Source organism: Clostridium sp. UBA3061 (assembly GCF_002367465.1).
GTDB classification, from domain to species: domain Bacteria; phylum Bacillota; class Clostridia; order Clostridiales; family Clostridiaceae; genus Clostridium_J; species Clostridium_J sulfidigenes.
This window is the reverse complement of record NZ_DFCF01000015.1, coordinates 140,122-159,294: the sequence shown is the minus strand read 5'-3', so window position 1 is coordinate 159,294 and position 19,173 is coordinate 140,122. Positions and strand designations below refer to the sequence as shown.

Annotated in this window: 12 protein-coding genes and 1 other annotated feature; of the genes, 6 read left to right on the top strand and 6 right to left on the bottom strand. The window is 29.2% G+C overall.

Annotated elements, in window-relative coordinates:
- Positions 1-42: 42 nt before the first annotated feature.
- From B2P65_RS14810 to addB, 3 genes are all read right to left on the bottom strand, one after another.
- Entirely contained in the window at positions 43-1,662 is a 1,620-nt protein-coding gene (locus tag B2P65_RS14810) for a hypothetical protein (protein WP_346880424.1), read from the bottom strand.
- Positions 1,663-1,810: 148 nt separating this feature from the next.
- Positions 1,811-5,719, bottom strand: a complete 3,909-nt coding sequence (addA, locus tag B2P65_RS14805; protein ID WP_346880423.1) for a helicase-exonuclease AddAB subunit AddA — start codon at positions 5,717-5,719, stop codon at positions 1,811-1,813.
- Positions 5,712-9,182: a helicase-exonuclease AddAB subunit AddB gene (gene addB / locus B2P65_RS14800; RefSeq protein WP_346880422.1), complete on the bottom strand. Its 3,471-nt coding sequence runs from the start codon at positions 9,180-9,182 to the stop codon at positions 5,712-5,714. Before addB ends, addA begins: the two co-directional genes overlap by 8 nt.
- Positions 9,183-9,741: 559 nt before the next feature.
- Between addB and atoD the strand changes: the two genes are divergently transcribed.
- The 3 genes from atoD (at position 9,742) to B2P65_RS14785 (ending at position 11,419) form a co-directional block, all read left to right on the top strand.
- The gene (atoD, locus tag B2P65_RS14795) at positions 9,742-10,395 is read left to right on the top strand and encodes an acetate CoA-transferase subunit alpha (protein ID WP_035135146.1); all 654 of its coding nucleotides are present in this window, start codon (positions 9,742-9,744) and stop codon (positions 10,393-10,395) included.
- Between the two features lies 1 nt (position 10,396).
- Positions 10,397-11,056, top strand: a complete 660-nt coding sequence (locus B2P65_RS14790; RefSeq protein WP_035135145.1) for a 3-oxoacid CoA-transferase subunit B — start codon at positions 10,397-10,399, stop codon at positions 11,054-11,056.
- Positions 11,057-11,137: 81 nt separating this feature from the next.
- Positions 11,138-11,419 carry a late competence development ComFB family protein gene (locus tag B2P65_RS14785; protein ID WP_346847702.1) on the top strand — a complete coding sequence of 94 codons (282 nt, stop codon included), beginning with the start codon at positions 11,138-11,140 and terminating at the stop codon, positions 11,417-11,419.
- 52 nt (positions 11,420-11,471) lie between these two features.
- On the opposite strand, the gene B2P65_RS14780 is transcribed toward B2P65_RS14785, so the two are convergent.
- Positions 11,472-12,851, bottom strand: a complete 1,380-nt coding sequence (locus B2P65_RS14780) for a CCA tRNA nucleotidyltransferase (protein ID WP_346847703.1) — start codon at positions 12,849-12,851, stop codon at positions 11,472-11,474.
- A gap of 195 nt (positions 12,852-13,046) precedes the next feature.
- Here B2P65_RS14780 and B2P65_RS14775 point away from each other — a divergent pair, with 195 nt between their 5' ends.
- A complete protein-coding gene (locus B2P65_RS14775; protein ID WP_346847704.1) occupies positions 13,047-13,319 on the top strand; it encodes a hypothetical protein in 273 nt (90 codons plus the stop codon).
- A 17-nt stretch (positions 13,320-13,336) separates the two neighbouring features.
- On the top strand, positions 13,337-14,245 hold the full coding sequence (locus B2P65_RS14770) for a polysaccharide deacetylase family protein (protein WP_346880421.1): 909 nt from the start codon (positions 13,337-13,339) through the stop codon (positions 14,243-14,245).
- Positions 14,246-14,383: 138 nt separating this feature from the next.
- Here B2P65_RS14770 and B2P65_RS14765 read toward each other — a convergent pair whose 3' ends face one another.
- Together B2P65_RS14765 and B2P65_RS14760 are read right to left on the bottom strand one after the other, a co-directional pair.
- Positions 14,384-14,944, bottom strand: coding sequence for a phosphatase PAP2 family protein (locus tag B2P65_RS14765; protein ID WP_346847706.1), 561 nt, complete (start codon positions 14,942-14,944; stop codon positions 14,384-14,386).
- A 69-nt stretch (positions 14,945-15,013) separates the two neighbouring features.
- Positions 15,014-16,360 carry an SH3 domain-containing protein gene (locus B2P65_RS14760; protein ID WP_346880420.1) on the bottom strand — a complete coding sequence of 449 codons (1,347 nt, stop codon included), beginning with the start codon at positions 16,358-16,360 and terminating at the stop codon, positions 15,014-15,016.
- A gap of 257 nt (positions 16,361-16,617) precedes the next feature.
- Positions 16,618-16,866 (top strand) — a binding site (T-box leader).
- A gap of 234 nt (positions 16,867-17,100) precedes the next feature.
- Between B2P65_RS14760 and thrS the strand changes: the two genes are divergently transcribed.
- Complete coding sequence (gene thrS, locus B2P65_RS14755) at positions 17,101-19,038, top strand: threonine--tRNA ligase (RefSeq protein ID WP_346847708.1); 1,938 nt, start codon at positions 17,101-17,103, stop codon at positions 19,036-19,038.
- Positions 19,039-19,173 lie beyond the last annotated feature (135 nt).

The following is a 19,173-nucleotide window of genomic DNA, read 5'->3' as shown; positions in this document are numbered from 1 at the left end:
AATTTATTAATACCTAAAAGTATCTAAAAAGTACTTATAAGTTTATATAGTATTAATTGCCGTATAATAATTCTTCTCTTCTGATTTTGCATATTCTAAATTTTTTCCTATACTTTGAAATAAATGATCAAAATAAGTTGTAAAATCCCCTTGAAGAGTTTTTAATAGTTTTTCTTTTATTAAAGCTACATTGTTATAAAGTTCTTCCTTTTTTCTTTCCAATGCCTTAAAGTCACAGTAATATTCACCTTTGAATATACTATCTTCTTTAAAATCCAACTGAAAATACTCCTTTAAAATATCTTTTTCATCTAAAATTAATATATTAGATATATCTATACAGTACTTCTTTAGCTCATTATAATTACCATACATCTTATTCCATTTATTATATAAATCCATAATTAAGCCTTGATTATATACTTTTATATTTCCTCTATAGCTATCTATAGATTTAAAAACATTAATACCACTGATAGATTTCATATTATCCATGAGTATATCTATAATAGAGTTATAATAATTATCCTTTATGGACTTCAATGAAGATTTAATAATTTCACAAGTTATATAATTAAACTTATCTTGAAAACTTCTACACATGGCATAAAACTCTTCTTCACTATTTATATAATAAATTAGTCTAGTAAATTCATTATAAAATATACTGTTTATACTGAGTTCTATTTCATCTGTTATTTCATCAAAGCTAAATTTACTTATATTTATAATCATATTTAAAAAGTCATGCTCTAAGGAAAACACCTTATATCCTATGGTACATTCTCTATTTTTCATAGAATTATCGTAAGTAGTTGTATATCCTATTGATTCTATTTTAGTTAAATTTGATTCACAAATTTCTTTGGCTAAGTATTTATTTAATTCTTTTTTATAAATTTTTATTCTTTTAGTAAATTCATCTCCAAAGGCTTCATTAATTAAGTTAAGTAGTACTTCTATAAATTCTTTCCTTACCACTTCTGATATCTTTTCTTTTAAAGCATCTAAGGAATTTAAAATCTCATCTTCTTTAATAATTATTTTATCTGAAATATCACCCTTATTTAAGGTATCTATTCCCCTTAAATCAACCATTAATTCTTTGAATGTATTCCAAATAAACCTATGATAAGATTTTATTTCTTCTTCTAAAGCACCCATTACAATGTTTTTAAGATGAACAACTCCTATTTCTATGTATGATAATGTCCCTTCCATATCCTCATAAACATATCTATTTAGTTCATTATATATTTCTTTTTCACCATGCTTCATGTGAAACGTATACACCTCTAGCTCAAATTTCTTTTTAAATAGATTTAACCTAGAATTTATATTTTTTTCTATACTATCTAAAATATCATGGATGAATTTCTTATCTATTTTTACTTCCTTACTTAAAGCATTGCAGCTTACCTTATGATCTTCACTAGTATGTACTTTATGAAAAACCTCTTCAATTCTTTCCTTTTCTTCTACTATAACAAAGGTATTAAAATCTCCAATGAACTTCTTTGTTGTAGACTCTGTAATAGAACTATCATATTTAAAATAGCTTGAAAATTCTTTCTGTAAATATTCAAATATCTCTACAATATCTAGATACAAGTTTATTTTATTATACAATGAAGTTACTAGTGTTTTATTTACCTCTTCCATAAGTGCTCAACTCCAATACTTTAATTGAATAACTTATTCTACAAAATACATAAAATTCCTTGTTTCAAAAATAATTCACTACAGAAATCTATTAATATTCTCCTCTAATAATAAAAGGTATGCCTCATTTTATGGCATACCTTTTCTATTATTCTACTTCAACTTCTTTATCTAGTGAAAATAAGTATAAGTATTTCCTTACTTTTTCTTTCTTAAAGGCATCTTTTATAGCTTTACTATAATAATCTAATTGCACTTTATATCTTTCTTTAATTTCTTCTATATTATCTGCTTTTACATAATCAGTTTTATAGTCTAAAATAATCCCTTCTTCTCCCTCTTCAAAGTAACAGTCTATAACTCCTCTTAAAAGCATCTTTTCCTCTAAGTAAGTTTCTTTACTAACATTAGGATAAATAGTAGAAGCACTGATTTCCACTCTAAAAGGCAGCTCTCTTTTTAAAGAGTTTTCTTTAAAAGCTTCTATTACTTTTTTTCCTATGTTACTCTGTAAAAACTTAAGAATTTTATCTACCTTAACTGATTTTGCTGCTTCAAAGGTTATTAACTCCTTCTCTACCATGGTATTAATTTGCCTTGTAAGGTCATCTTTAGAAAGGTCACCACTTAGGTCTAATCTTTGCATTATATTGTGATAAGCAGTTCCCACCTCTGATGGAGTTAATCCTTTTTTTTCTTGAAGAAATAGTGGTGTTTGCATTAGAGGCCTAAACTTTCTCGGTCCTTCTACTTCATCTCCATAGGTTATAGTTTTATAATTATCTTCATCTAAACCATCACCTTCTATATATAGATTATTTTCTCTATTGGCTTCTGGTAGATTATTGTGAAGCTCTTTTAACTCTGTAACAGTTATTACTGTAGGCAGCTTTGTTGCTTCCTCATATTTATAAGTAAATTCTAATCTTTTTTTAATTACTTTATAATAATCTTTACTTATATTTTCATCAGCATTATCTAAAAGTTTATTTATTTTTTCCTTTACTGGCACTTCTTCTAAGGCTGCATCTTCTATTTCTTCAAAAATTTCTCTAGAATATATACCTACCTTAAATCTACTATGATCTTCTTTAAAATCTTCCTTTAAAATATTTTCATTATAATGCCTTAGGGGTTCTCCAGCTTTATGATTTATAAGAGAAGCTCCTATCCAATCCATATAATTTTTTTGATTTTTTACATAGGTTGATTTTATACTTCCATTTTCATCTATACCTGCCCCAGACCATTTTTCAATTTTCTTATCTAGAGCCTTACCACTTCCAACTAAGATTAATTTTTCCTTTGCTCTAGTTAGGGCAACATATAAAAGTCTCATCTCTTCTGACTTGTTTTCCCCTTGAATTTTTTTGCTTATAAACTCCCTTTGAGATGTGTTATAACTAACTCTATTATCTAAATCAATATAAGTAGGTCCAAAACCTAATTCATGGTGGAATAGTATCTTGCCTTTTAAATCACCTTCATTAAATCTTTTACCAAGACCACAGAGAAATACTATAGGAAACTCTAAGCCCTTACTTTTATGAATACTCATGATTCTTACTACATCTTCATTTTCTCCTATGATTTTAGCACTTCCCATATCTTCACTACTAGTTTTTATATTATTGATAAAATTTATAAAATTATATAAACCTCTATAGCTAGTTCTTTCAAAATCCTTAGCTCTCTTAAATAAAATTTTTAAGTTAGCCTGTCTTTGCTCTCCTCCAGGCAATGCTCCCACATAACCGTAGTAGCCTGTATCCGTTATGATTTCCCATATGAGCTGATTTATAGGGGTATATTTACTTTCTAATCTCCAGTTATTTATTTTATCTAGGAAGGTTTTTATTTTTATTTTTAGACCAGTATTATTATAGATTTCTTCCCAAGTATCACTAAGGTTTTCATCTTCATAATCCTTTTTCTCATAATCTAAAAGGCCTACCATGGCATGATAAAAACTCACATTTTTATTAGAAATTCTTATATCCGCTAACTCTTCTGTAGTGAATCCACCAATAGGTGACCTTAATACAGCAATTAGAGGAATATCTTGTATTGGATTATCTATAATTTCTAAAGCACTTATAACTGTCTTTACTTCAAGAGTATCAAAATACCCCCCTCCCCCTTCTGAGAAAAGAGGAATTCCTACTCTTTTGAATTCTTCTATAAATATAGGAGAAAGCTTATTACTTGACCTTAAAAGAATAACCATATCTTTATAGGTAGCTCTTCTATAATCATCTAAGTTCTTATCATATACCTTTAATGAATTTTCCCCATGATGCTCCATTAGCTCTCTTATTCGTTTTGCCACAAATCTAGCCTCTAGCTGCATAGAATCTAGTTCTTCTTTATCCAGTTCTTCCTCACTACTTGTGATATCACTTTGTTCTTGAAGCTCTTCTTCTATTTCATTATTTTCATTAGCTTCAACATCTTCATAATCAAGGTTTATAAGGTTAAATTCCACCTCTCCACCAATATTACCTTCACCTAAAAACTCTTTATAACTGGTCCCAACCTTGAGCTCTTCACTTTCATCATAGGCTAGTTCCCCTACATCCTCACTCATAACAGCATTAAAGATATAGTTTATCCCGTCTATAACCTCTCTTCTACTTCTAAAATTTTTATGGAGAGTAATAAGAGCATTATAGTCATCTCCATTTTTAGTGTAGGTTTCTTTCTTATTTTTAAATAGCTCGGGCTTTGCCATTCTAAACCTATATATACTTTGCTTTAAGTCTCCAACCATGAATACGTTTCTTGTATCCTTTTCTGTTCTACAAATAAGATTGATTATTTCTTCCTGAACACTATTTGAATCTTGATATTCATCTACTAGTATTTCTTCAAATTTATCTTTAAGCTCTAACGCAATGCTTGATAGTTTATTTTTATCCTCCTTATCTCTTAAAATTTCAAGGGCAAAATGTTCCTGGTCATTGAAATCTATGATACCTCGTTCTCTCTTTTTCTTATCAAAGATATCTTTAAATTCTATTACTAGGTTTGTTAGTTCCTTCATTAGTGGATAAAGTTTTTTAGTAATTTTAATATTTTCCTCAGAAGTAGCATTTAATATCTTACTCTTTACCTCCACATATATTTCCTTAGCAGCATCTCTTAAATTCTTGGCTTTTTTTTGTATTACTTTCTCTTCCTCTGTTAACTTTGTTAAAGTTGGAATTCTTCCAAAACCAGTTTCTTCAATGTATTGTCTATCTTCCTTTAGTTCACCTTCAATTATTGTTAAAGTTCTCTCTAATATTTCTCCATCATTTTCAAAGGCAGCCTTATATTTATCAATAATAGGATTATTTAGTACAAAATCTAACCCTTCATTATTTATCTCTAAAGCATTTATTATATCTTCTCTTAATTCTTTTAGTAAGGCATCCTTAAAAGGTAATTTTTCAAAGGAAAAATCTTCACCCACATTGAAAATTTCGGATTTGGATTTTAGCCAAGCTACAGGAGCACCCATACTCATAGAAAAGTTATATAATCTTAGCACCATTTCTGCCAATGCTCTATCACTTTTATTATCACAATAACTCTCTACTAGCTCTATAAATTCCTCTTTTCCTTCAATATATTTCCCTTCCATAAGTTCTTCTAAGGCTTCTACCTTTAAAAGATTTATCTCCGTAGTATCCCCAACTCTAAAGTTTGGTTCTATATCTAATTGATGAAAGTTATTTTTAATTAGGTTTAAACAAAAGGAGTGAAGAGTTGATATACTTGCCTTATTAAGAAGTATTAATTGAGTTTGGAGGTTTCTATTATTAGGCTCCTCTTTAATTCTTTTATTAATAGCTTCTCCTATACGTTCTCTCATCTCTGCCGCTGCTGCATTAGTGAAGGTTACTATAAGTAATTTATCAATATCCACAGGATTATCTCTATCTGTGATAATTTTTATAATTCTTTCAACTAAAACTGCAGTTTTTCCAGAACCTGCTGCTGCAGATACTAATGTGTTTCTATATCTAATATCAATGGCCTTTTGTTGGTCCTCTGTCCACTTTACGCTACTCATTACCTTCACCTCCTTTTCCCTCTACTTCAAGCTGCTGAAGAAGTTCTTTTTTATTTTTTCTAGGCATTACTTTAAAATTATTAATCCCCATTGTTTCATCAAACTGACATATAGAAGAAAACTCACAAAATTCACAGTAATAGCTTTTTCCATTTTTACATGGAGTTACTTCTATAATTCCCTCTAACATATCTTCACAGACTTTTCTAACCTTTTCCTTCATGTGACTTCTAAGCACATTAAAACCTTCATAGGTTATCACTGAGCTATTATTCTTTGAAAATTCGGCTTCATCACTACCCTTTTTGGGTTTATTTAAAGCTACAGGAATTATGGAAGAGGTTCCTCCTTTTTCTATGGTTTTATCCATTTCCTTAATTACCTTTAAATCTCTTATGACGATTCCCTTCATTTTTAACGCCTTTAATACTTCTTCTTCTAAATTCTCCATGGTAAGTTTTTTAGACCCATCCATTATTGGATCATCTACAGAAAGATATACCATAGCTCCTGGCATGGTTCTTCCTTTTCCTTCCGATACCACTGGTTTTTTAGACACTTTCTCTTGTTCAAGAGTTAAAATTGCATCTAAATAAGTTAGTAACTGAATTTTTAATCCATTATATACATCATTTATATCTAAGTCTATTTTTCCTGTTTTATAATCCACAACTCTATAATAATTAACCCCATCTATTGAGGTTTTATCCACTCTATCAATCTTTCCTTGTAATTTTACTACTTCTCCTGTGGATAAAATTATTGGTATTGGTGGATAATAATCATCTTTTTCAAATCCAAAGGAAATTTCATAGCCTATAGGCTGAAAAGTTCCCCTTTCCATCTGCTCATTAATAATTAACACCATTCTGTATAAAATTCTTTTTACCCTTGTAGCTACATATTCATATCTCTTAGAACTTTTTAATATTCTATGTTCCTCAGAATTTATAAGCTCTGATATAACATCACTTATAACTCTTTCACAAAATTCTTTATCTAAAGTTCCCCACACCGCTTTTTCTTTCTCTACTCTTTTAGAAAACTTTTCAAGGCCTTCATGAATTAGATTTCCAAAATCCAGGGGTGCAAAGGTATAAATCTTTCTTTCCTTAGCTTTAAGACCATACTTTACAAAATAGCCAAAGGAGCAATTTGCATAGGCTTCTATTTTAGATACACTGAGACTTTTCCCATATAATTGCCTTATTTTATCTTTACTTATGGCTTCTATATGATTTTTATATGTAAAGCCACTTATTACCTTGAGAAGTTTTTCTCTATATTCTGGCTCCTTATAATAATATCTATATATCTCCTTCCAAAGGTCTGTTATCTCATCTTTCTCTATATATTCATGGAGCTTTTTTATTAAATTATTAAAGGTAGGAGTTTTTCCTACTATGCCTTTTTCATCTTCTCCAACTTCATCCTTTAATATATCTGTATTCTCCAAAACATTAGGAAATAAGGCTTTTAACCTTGAAATCACCATGGAATATCTCTTAGTCTTTCCTTCTAAATCAGCAATTGGATAGGTAATATATAGTAGATTACTTGCAATACTTAGCAAATTGTATATTAAATATTGTTCTCCAAAGGCTAGTTCAAAGCTATTATCTGCCACACTTATATTATTATTTTTAAACACTATTCTATCATTATCATTAAATAGACCTTCATCTCCTGTAATCCTTGGAAGTACCCCATCATTTACACCAACAACTATAGCTACCTTTACCTCTTGAGCCTTTATTCTCTCAGCACTTCCTATCACTACTTGATCCATAGATGTAGGAATTAACCCCATTTTATTATGGGATATGCCCATAGATAGGATATTATTAAACTCTTCAATGGTCACCACTTCTTCTCCAAGAATATCTACAAACTGATCTAAAAGCTCAATAAGCATATTCCAGATACTACTATACTCATCCACTAATAAAAGATTATTATCTCTTTTAAATTTCTCTATATATTCATTTACATTTTCATAAACTCTATTATCAACTAAGAATTTATAAATACTTGAGCAAATATCTTTAACCTTATGTTTACCTTTTAATTTCTCCTCTAATTTAATGAGAGGCTCTATTCCTTTATTTTTTATTTCTATTATATTCTCATACTTAGAACTCTCTCTCCAATACTCATCATTATCATCTATCCACTTTTTCCTAGTTTTAATACCAAACTCTAAAACATAATTCTCTAGTAAATCTACTTCTGATGGTGATAAATTTGCAAAACCACTTTTAAAATAATTAACTATGGAATTATCTCTAAAGCCTTTAGAAAATATGTTTAAAAGTGAAGTTATATATATAACCAATGGATTTGAAGCTATATCTTCCTTATCATCAATAAAAAATGGAATCTCATATTCTTCAAATATTACTCTAACTATGTCCTTATAGTTTTCCAAATCTCTACTTATAACTATAATGTCCTTATATCTAAAGTCCTTCTCTCTAACTAGTTTCAATATTTCCTTGGCTACATATTCTACTTCTCCATAGGGATTCTGAGCTTTAAATATACTTATATTTTTTGTAGGAGTTTTTAATGCTTTTCCCCTATTATTAAAGTAGTTTTCCTCTAAGAAGGACAATTCCTCACTTTCTTTAAATCTATGTCCAATGTGTAAATGAAGATTATTTTTAGGATAGTATCCATAATCTTGTGCAAGTTTTGTAAGCTTTTCTTCTGTAGTATAAATTGGATAAAAAGGATTAGTATCCTCATTTTTATCTTTGACCTCATCCCCACCATAGGGTATTGTTATATTGACATTGGCACACACTCTTAAAAGTTTTCCTATGATGTCATATTGCTGAGGAGTGAAGCCACTAAATTCATCTATCCACACTTCTGCTCCCTTTAAAAACCTACTTTCTTCAATCTTTCCTTTTAAAATGGTTAAATTATCTTCAGGATCAAAATATCCTTCACTAAGTTTATCTTGAAACTTTGAATAAATTGCTTCAATATCACTTAACTTATCCACTAGTAGTGAACTTTCATCCACATTTTCCTTTAAATCTTTAAGAGTCTGTGGAGTAATTTTATGTCTTTTAAATTCCGTAAGTACTCCTATGATTTTATCTATAAACCCCTTTTGTTTTGTAGCTTGCTTAAATATGCTAAGTTTATCTTTTGACTCATCTATAGCTCTTCCTACAATTATTGCTTTTCCTGTATCATTCATGTACTTATGAGTTACTCCACCTACTTCATTAAAAATAGTAAAAGCTAATCTTTTAAAACTTAAAAGATGTACATTATTTATTCCAGTGGCACCAATCCTCTCAATGAGAGCCTTCTCTGCTCTAAAGGATAACTGCTCTGGAACTATTAATATTAATGGAGTTTTATTATCAAAGGATTTTTCATAGATTTCTTCAATACAGGTATAACTCTTACCTGTACCTGCTCTGCCGTAAATAAATCTAATTCCCAAAATCTCACTTCCTAACTTTTAAATATCCTTATATATTTCACAATTTCTTATAGTGTCTTTCTTACTTTATTATTACCTAATTATAGCATAAACCAATGATTCTTTTTTAATATCCTTAGCTTATTTATAAGTATCTAAACATCTCTATACTTACCCATTATTATAATTAAATCAAAAATAATAAATCTATAAATTCTTTCTCTTTTAATACAGCTTTTCTTCCACTTTTAAAATATCAAAATCCCTGAAACCCTTGTGGCGAGAACAACTAGTTAACTAGTTATATATTTATATAGTTTCCTAGGTAACTAGTTTTATATTTATCTATATAAATAGTTCCATATATACCTATTTATATAGATAGATATATTAAATGAAGAAAATATAGTTTTAAGTATTTCGTGTAATATTTAACAAAATTAGACCTTAATAATTTAAAATAAATAATTTCATTAGTTTTTTAATTAAAAATTTAATCAGCCTTTATACATTGCAAAATGTTTAAATTAGGGGTAAACTAGTATGGAAGAAAATTTTTTATTTATGGAGGGTTTAACATATGAATAAACTTATTTCAATTGATGAAGCAGTTGCTAAAATTCAAGATGGAATGACTGTTATGATTGGTGGATTTTTAGCTGTAGGTACTCCAGAAGCTATTATAGATGCTTTAGTTAAAAAAGGCGTTAAAGATTTAACTATCATAGCAAACGATACTGGATTTCCAGATAGAGGTATTGGTAAGTTAATAGTTAACAAACAAGTTAAGAAAACTATTGCATCACATATTGGTACAAACAAAGAAACTGGAAACCAAATGAATTCTGGAGAAATGGAAGTAGAATTATCACCTCAAGGAACTCTTGCTGAAAGAATCAGATGTGGCGGAGCTGGTCTTGGTGGATTCTTAACTCCAACTGGCCTTGGAACAATTGTACAAGATGGTAAAGAAGTTATTACTGTTGATGGACAAGAATACATTCTTGAAAAACCTCTTAAAGCAGATGTTGCTCTTTTATTCGGTTCAAAGGTTGATAAAAAAGGAAACGTATACTACAATCAAGCAACAAGAAACTTCAATCCTTTAATAGCTACTGCTGCAGATACTGTAATCGTTCAAGCTGAAGAGCTTGTAGAAGTTGGAGATATAGATCCAAACGTAGTTATGACACCATATATCTTTGTTGATTATATAGTAAAGGGGGAGAACTAACATGGATAAGAACATGATAAGAGAAGTCATTGCTAAAAGAGTTGCAAAAGAACTTAACGATGGAGACGTAGTTAATCTAGGTATAGGTCTTCCAACAATGGTAGCTAACTATATACCAGAAGGCATAGATGTAACATTACAATCTGAAAATGGATTCATAGGAATTGGTGCTGCTCCTGCTCCTGGAGAAGAGCAAAAAGACCTAGTAAATGCTGGCGGACAACATGTTACTGTTATCCCTGGAGCTGCATTCTTTGATTCTTCTGTATCTTTCGGAATAATCAGAGGCGGTCATGTTGCTGCTACTGTACTTGGAGCTTTAGAAGTTGACCAAGAAGGAAACCTTGCAAACTGGATGATTCCTGGTAAAATGGTTCCTGGAATGGGCGGAGCTATGGACCTAGTTGTTGGCGCTAAAAAAGTTATAGTAGCTATGGAACATACAGCTAAAGGTAATCCAAAAATATTAAAGAAATGTACACTTCCTTTAACTGCTGCTCATCAAGTAAACTTAATTATTACTGAAATGGCAGTTCTTGAAGTAACTTCAGAAGGTCTTGTTCTTAAGGAACTTGGACCAGAAGCTACTATTGAAGATGTAAAAAATGCAACACTTGCAGATCTTATAATCCCAGAAAACGTTAAGAAAATGGAATTATAATTTTACTTAAAATAATTAATTAAAGTCTATTGGTAATTAAAAATAATTACCAATAGACTTATGTTGGAAAGGAATTTTTTTATGCCACCTTACAAAAATTATGCAGAAGATCAAGTTGAACATGTTTTAAAAAGTGTGCTTAAAGATTATCCTAATATTTGCACTTGTCAAAAGTGCCTTGATGATATGTCTGCTCTTGCCCTAAATTCTATAAAACCCAAGTATGTGGTTAGTGAAGAAGGTAAAATTTATACTACTGCTTTAAATGAAATTGACAAGCAAGAAGAAATCTGTATAACTGCTCAAGTTATTAGAGCTGTAGAAAAAGTTTCAGTAAATCCTAAACACCATGAATATAGATAAGGTAAGAGACCCTATGATTAACTAATTGATTAAATCATAGTGGTCTTATTTTTTATTTATTTTCATTGCTTTTATACTTTTCATATATTTCTTTTACATATATAGTTAGCTTTTCTTTATTATTATATTTAGGATCTTTAATAACCATTTCTAATAATTCATCTAATATTTTTCCTATTACTATGCCTTCTTTTACCCCTAAATTTATTAAATCTTTTCCTGTAATTTTCAAGTCAGTCTTCCTATAGACTTCTTCATTTTTCATAATTTCATCTAAAATTAATTCTATTCTCGTCTTATTTAAATTGAATTGAGTTATCATTTCTAAGTTTTCTTCTTTTAAAAATGTTTTCGTTATATCTTTTACAACTATTAATTCTCCTAATACATCTAATCCTGTTCCTTGTAATAGCCTTTTAAGATATGCTTTATCTTCATAAATTGGAGTATCATAATATGCTATAAGTGTACTTACGTTCTTTATTGTCCTATTATCATAATGAAGTTCTTTAAGAATTTCTTTACATTTAATGCTTATCTTTATGTCTTGCTTAGGTATTAACTTAGATGTATTCTCTTTATAATCAATTCTTATATTATTTTCATCTTTATTACTTTTTAATATATAGTACAAAAATACAGTTAATCTCACATAAAGTTTTTTAGGACATCCCTCTATAACCTTAATACATTCTTTTACCTTAAAGAAATCATAAATATATTTTTCTTTATCTTTATATAGATAAGGTACTAATATAGGCATAATTCCCATACTAAGCATATATTTAATTCCATCACCAGGGTAATCAGATAGTATTAGCTTATTTAACTCTACAATTATTCTCTCCCTAGAAATTTTCTTAAAAAGCTCCTTGTTATTCTCTATGGCAATTAGAGTTTCTTTTTCTATTTTGTAGTTTAACTGTGCCATAAATCTTAATCCTCGCATTATCCTTAATGAGTCTTCTTTAAATCTTTTATTTGGTTCTCCTACACACCTTATAACCTTATTTTCTATATCCTTAATTCCATTAAAATAATCTATTATTCCTATTTTATGATTATAAGCTATAGCATTTATAGTAAAATCTCTTCTTCCTAAATCATCTATAAGTTTTGAAGTAAATTCTACTCTATCTGGTCTTCTCCCATCGGAATAATTCCCATCTACTCTAAATGTAGTTATTTCTACTGCTTCATTTTCCATTAATACTACCACTGTTCCATGTTCAATTCCTACATCTATAGTTTTTTTATCTATAAATATTTCCTTTATTTCCTTTGGAGTTGCTGAGGTACATATGTCCCAGTCATTAGGCTTTTTACCTATAATACTATCTCTTACACACCCACCTACTATGTACGCTTCAAAGCCATTTCTTTCTATGTCATTAATACAATTCTCTATATACCTTGGCATGTTAATATACATACTTATACCTTCTCCTTAAATACACCTATTTAATTTTACAATGTAATTTATACCACAAAACTGTTTACAATTAAATTTAAAATATAAAAAACAACAAAAAAGTTTTCAAATTGTTACTATTTCGTAATGATTATACATAATATTTCCTTTATAATTATTAGTATAAAACATAATAACTAATTAAAGGAGATTCTTATGAAAAATACTTTATTTCATTCTAAAAAACATAATAACTCACATGGTAAACTCTGTGTAATGGCTTCTATATTTTGCTTCATATTTATAGGAATTTCAGTCTTTGCTAATTCAAAGGAGAAAGAATACCAGTTTAAAAATAATGAATTATCTACTGAAATAGAATCCCTTAAAGCTACAAAGGCTAATTTACATAAAGCAAATAAGACCTTGCTAGAGTCAAGTTCAGATTTAGATGCCTTACTTGACGAACTTGCTGAAATTAATAATTAACATAAGGAGCTAAAATCATGAATTACAATATTAATCTTGAATCATCAAAAGGGAATATTAGAAGAAGAAGAAGAAAGAAACCCTCTATATTAAGTATTATATCCTTATCAGCTTTATGTTTATGTTTTTTTATATCAGTATTAGCAACAACAAAAATGTTTGTATCTTCTAGTAAGCAAAGTAATCTAATAAAAGAAATCGATTCTTTATCATCGTCTAACAACTCTATACTTGCAGAAAATATTAAGTTAGAAAAAGAACTAAGTGAAAAACAATCCGCATATGATAAGGTAATGTCACAAAAAAAGATTGCTCATTTAACCTTTGACGATGGTCCTTCATCTAATACCTTAAAACTGTTAGATGTACTTGACAAATACAATGCTAAAGCGACTTTTTTTGTAATATACAAAGAAGGCTTTGATGACATTTATAGAGAAATCGTTAATCGTGGACATGTTCTTGCTAACCATACATATAGTCATAATTATCAAAAGATTTATTCATCTACTAAGGCCTTTATTAGTGATGTGGAAGCTCTTGATAATAAGCTAAAAGAAATAACCGGTAAAGAACCCTCTAAAATTTTACGATTCCCAGGTGGTTCAAATACAGGATATATGAGTGAACATAAAAATATGCCTCATTGTATTTTTAAAGCCCTAAAAGACCGTGGGTACACCTATTTTGACTGGAATGTTGATTCTTCAGATGCTACTAAGGTAACATTGGATGAAAAAAGTATAATAAAAAGTGTTCTTGATGGTAGCTCTAACGTTAATACAGCTAATATATTAATGCATGATACAAACTTCAAATATACCACATTAGATGCAATGCCAAAAATTCTTGAAGGTTTAAAAGCTCAAGGATATGTATTTAGACCTTTAAATCACAATTCAGCTGATATTCGTTTTATAAATTAACAATTAAATTTTATAACTTTACCCAATTACAAAATCTATTTATAAGGGTTGTTTCAAAATAATTCACTAAATCTTACTAAGTATTGAGCTTGTACTTTAATAAAATTTAGCTTATTTTGAGACACCCCTTTAGTTATTTTATATGCTTATATTCCAATTTTTTTCTTTTCGTTTATTAATTTTCCCCATTATATACACAGCTAGAATTCCACTTACAAGTCCAACTACTGCTCCACCTAATACATCCGAAAAATAATGAACATACAAATATATTCTAGAAAAACCTATTAAGATTGCCAAAGATATGAAATAAAACTTATATCTCTTAATATATGTGGAAAGTACATATGCTACAGCTATAGAAGATGCAGTATGCCCTGATGGAAAAGAAAAACTAATAGGCAGTTTTATTAGAGGATTATCTATAGGATATGCAATAATGGGTCTTACTCTCTCCACTAAATGCTTTATTACTCCCTCTGTTAAAATTGTACCTATAGATATTGCTAGTAAACTTGTTATTCCTACTTTTCTATATTTTTTAGTGCATATAAGAATAATGCTAATTGCTATCCATATAAACCCTGCATCTCCCAGCCTTGTTATGAATGGCATCATAGTATCAAAAATTTTATTCTGTAACCCAAAATGTATAGCATCAGTTATACCCTTATCTATTCCGTATAGCCATTGATTCATTAGTTTATCCCTTTCTTAAATAATCTTTTCTATATTTTGTTTTTTGTTACTATTACTTTGCTTCTAACTTTAATTGAATATGTCCTTAATTCCAATAATCTCTTCAACATATGGTTTTCCACTAGAGGTGTATATCTCTTTTAATTCAGATACTGTTACACCCTTTATTCCTAAGTATATCTTTTCTTCATTAACCTGTTCCTTCTGCCCTTTATTTTTCTTTTCATAATCCTTTTTATTTACAAATACTCCTATAACATCGTGAATTATATAATGACTATTTTTATAATTCCCTATGAACATAGCTACATGCCCATTTAAAAATATAAGGGTTCCAGGTTTCAAGCTATCTAACATTTTCAATCTTTCATGATAAGTCATTTCTTTATGAACAAGCAATGTTTTCCCAACTGATTTTTTTAATTGATCACCACTATTTCTTGGAAATTGTATTCCAAAACTTCTAAAGGTATCTATGATAAGGGAAGAACAATCTCTTCCATTGAATTCTCCACCCCACCCATACCTTTCTCCTTGGAATTTAAATATTTGTTTTAATATATTACTTCTGTTACATTTTAAATATCCTCTATGAACATCTTCATTGTATGGAATTAAAATATTAGTAAACTTTAATTTACTATTACTTTCTCTTAGTGGATACTTAACTACATAATTACCTTCACTATACATATCATAAATTAATTCTTCCTTGCTCAAATTAGTTTCTATTGGTAGTTTTACTCCCATATCAATATCTAAATTTCTTAATGCCTCTATAAAAGGATTATAACCGAGATTTATCTTTTTACCTGTAACTACAATGAAATCTTTGCATTTACAATATTCTTCTATTTCTTTTTTACTTCCAAAAGCTATATTCTCTTTTTTAATCCATCCTAAATAATTATAGGTTTTGCAAAAACACCATTTTCCATCTTTACTAAAAGCATATATAATACAAGGTTCCGCTGCATATATAGCACTTTCCATAAATCTGTCTAAATCATATTCTTTATCCCCCTTAAACACTCTATCACTAGTAGGAAATGTTCTTATACTTCCCCTCTTTACCACCAATCCATATTCTATAGAAATCTTGTCCTTTATTTCTTTTAAATTCATATCATCAATAAGTTTATCATAATATTCCTTGTTTACTTTACTACCATTCTTGTATCTATCACCTTCCGGAATCTTACTTACACAATTTATCATAGTAACTACATATTCTTTAGCTACTTCATTGGGTTCATTAAATATATCATAAATATATCCCTTTTTAATTCCTTCAGCATTGTACTTTTTTATTTCATCCTTAGTGAGAATAATATCTTTACTTCTCTTGCATAATCTTATCCATAAATCACTATAGTACATTTCATCCATAACATTTAGATTAGTATTACGATTCATAGTATATCCTCACCTCTAATTATATATTTTCACTTAAATATTTCTTAATTTCAAGCAATCCTTAATATAATTATACTATTTATTTCGCTAACATATTATAAATTTACATAAATATAAATTAAATGTAATCCTTTCTTATTATTCTTTATTTACTTAACAATTTATGTTGACATTAAACATATATATGTTAAAATAAAGTTAATAATTTCTGCATCATAACCTAAGATTTATGATATAATAGAATAATAACTAATAATATTATCGCAATGAAGAGGACAGTAGATATGTCACTTTATTTACAGAGAGAAAGCACAGTAGCTGAAATTGCTTTTAAATAAATCATGTTGAAGACCACCTCTGAGTGACTCTAATAAAGTCCGTTAACTACGTTATAGTTTTTAAAGTGGTCCTTTATATCAATTTGTTAAATTAGTTATCTTTATAATCTAATTTTAATAAGTTTAAGGACAATTTGGGTGGAACCACGGGTATACCTCGTCCCTTTTCTTTATGAAAAGTGACGAGTTTTTTTATTTTATATAAGATGAAACTACATCTCACATAGGTTGGATGAAGTAAATTCGAGGACCAAATCAAAGATTTACTTTTCTCGCTTTGCTCGATATGAAACTCCATCTCACATACATTCGGTGGAGTAAGTTCGAGGAACCAAATCAAAGATTTGGACTCTCACTTAAAGCTTTTGGCTAGAATATTAGATATAGAAGGGAGATTTTTAAATGATTAAAATTACTTTAAAAGATGGATCAGTTAAAGAATTAGAAAATGAAATGAGTATTATTGAAATTGCAAAAAGTATTTCTGAAGGACTCGCTAGAGTCGCTACAGCTGGAACAGTAAATGGAAAAACTGTAGACCTTCGTTATATAGTTAAAGAGGATTGTGAATTGAATATTTTAACTTTTAATGAGGATGAAGGTAGAAGAGCTTTTAGACATACAGCTGCTCACATATTATCACAAGCTGTTAAAAGACTATTTCCTGAAGCAAAACTTGCTATAGGACCCGCTATAGATAATGGCTTCTACTATGACTTCGACCTTGAAGGTGGATTTTCTAACGAAGATTTAGATAAAATAGAAGCTGAAATGAAAAAAATAGTTAAGGAAGATTTATCAATTGAATGTTTTCAACTTCCAAGAGAAGAAGCGATTAAACTTATGAAGGAACAAGATGAACCTTATAAGGTAGAACTTATAGAAGATCTACCAGAAGGTGAAATCATAACTTTCTATAAACAAGGTGAGTTTACTGACCTTTGTGCTGGGCCTCACTTAATGACTACAAAACCAGTGAAAGCTTTCAAGTTAACTAAACTTGCAGGAGCTTATTGGAGAGGAAACGAAAAAAATAAAATGCTTGCTCGTATTTATGGAACTGCCTTTACAAAGAAAGCAGAACTAGATGAATACCTAGAAGCTGTAGAAGAAGCTAAAAAACGTGACCACAATAAGCTTGGAAGAGAACTAAAGTTATTTACTACCTCTGAACCAATAGGTCAAGGTCTACCTCTTCTAATGCCTAAGGGTGCTAGAATTGTTCAACTTCTTCAAAGATGGGTTGAAGATGAAGAGCAAAAAAGAGGCTACCTTTTAACTAAAACACCATTAATGGCTAAAAGTGATTTATATAAAATATCTGGACACTGGGACCATTATAAAGAAGGAATGTTTGTACTAGGTAATGAAGAAAAGGATAATGAAGTATTTGCATTAAGACCTATGACTTGTCCATTCCAATTCACAGTTTATAAAGCTGAATCTAAAAGTTATAGAGACTTACCTCTAAGATATGCTGAAACTTCTACATTATTTAGAAATGAATCTTCTGGAGAAATGCATGGATTAATTCGTGTAAGACAATTTACAATTTCTGAAGGTCACCTTGCATGTAGACCAGATCAACTTGAAGATGAGTTTAAAGGGGTAGTTGACTTGATTAACTATATGCTTGATACTCTAGGTCTTAGAGAAGATATTAGTTATAGATTATCTCTATGGGATGAAAATAATAAAGAAAAATATATTGGAGAACCTGAAGCTTGGAATGCAGTTCAAAATAAGATGAGAGAAATCTTAAATCATCTTGGAATTGAATATACTGAAGCTGTTGGTGAAGCTGCCTTCTATGGTCCTAAACTTGATCTTCAGATTAAAAATGTTCATGGTAAAGAGGACACTATAATTACAGCTCAAATAGACTTCTCTCTTGCTGAAAGATTTGGAATGACTTATGTAGATAAGGATGGGCAAGAAAAATATCCATATGTTATTCATAGAACTTCTATTGGTTGCTATGAAAGAACTCTTGCCCTTCTTATTGAAAAGTATGCAGGAGCATTCCCAGTATGGCTTGCACCAGTTCAAGTTAAACTACTTCCAATCTCTGAGAAGTATCATGACTATGCTGATGAAGTTTATGCTGAACTTAAGAAAAATAATATTAGGGTTGAAGTTGACTACAGAGCAGAAAAAATTGGTTATAAGATTAGAGAAGCACGTAATGAAAGAGCTCCTTATATCTTAGTTGTAGGAGAAAAAGAAGCTGAAAATAAAGAAGTTGCAGTAAGAAGCCGTAAAAACGGAGATGAGGGTTCAATTTCTATAGATAAATTCATTGAAAGAATTGTCAAAGAAATTGATAGTAAAGAAAGATAATTGAGTAAACAGAATTTAATGTAACTAAGGACTGAGATAATCTCAGTCCTTTTATTATACTAATTTTTAATTCTATATGTAAAAAGAGCTATTTTAAAATAGATAGCTCCATATTAAAATAGCCACTTTCATTAA